This is a genomic window from Neobacillus paridis (assembly GCF_016765675.1).
GTDB classification, from domain to species: domain Bacteria; phylum Bacillota; class Bacilli; order Bacillales; family Cytobacillaceae; genus Neobacillus; species Neobacillus paridis.
The window spans coordinates 1-556 of record NZ_JAESWB010000335.1; the positions used below are offsets into that span (position 1 = coordinate 1).

The window sequence follows — 556 nt, forward strand, 5'->3', positions numbered from 1 at the left end:
CGGCTGATCTCGTCGACCCTGGCCTTGGTGTAATCCTCGGTGGTGTTGGCATCCAGGATGCGGCCCACGAACAGATACTTCGCCTGGGCATCGGTATAGAAGATGTCGCTGCCGACCTTGACTTCATACAGACCGCTATAGGGTGTCCTGGTCACCGAATCAATGACGGCGCCCTCGCCCAGCTTGGGCTGGATCTGCTTCCTGATTGTCGCTTCCTGCGGGCTCTCTGCGTATGCGCAGGCGAAGGTCAGCATCAGACCGGCAAGCACGGACAACTTCAACGATTTCATCATTTCATCAACCTTTTTTTACGGAAGGCGCCAGGGGCTTGCCCATTGCATGGGACATCAGGCGCCGTTTTAGGACAGGCAATTGGTCCAGCAGGTTCAACCCGGCATTGCGCAGCACGCGTACCGGCTCGAAGTCGGTGGCAAACAGCCGCTCCAGGCCGTCGGTGGCGATCTGCATCAGCAGGATATCTTCCTTGCGTTCGCGAGCGTAGCGACGCAGCACGCGCGCGTCGCCGCAATCACGTTCGCCACGCTCGGCCAGCACC

At 59.7% G+C, this 556-nt stretch carries 2 protein-coding genes; both read right to left on the minus strand.

Features of this window, described 5'->3' with window-relative positions; genetic code table 11:
* Nucleotides 1–293: disulfide isomerase DsbC N-terminal domain-containing protein (locus JK635_RS29095; protein WP_498043890.1), on the minus strand; the 293-nt coding region annotated here is incomplete at its 3' end.
* A 4-nt stretch (nt 294–297) separates the two neighbouring features.
* Nucleotides 298–556 (minus strand): hypothetical protein (locus tag JK635_RS29100; RefSeq protein WP_202655654.1); only part of this gene is annotated, 259 nt, incomplete at its 5' end.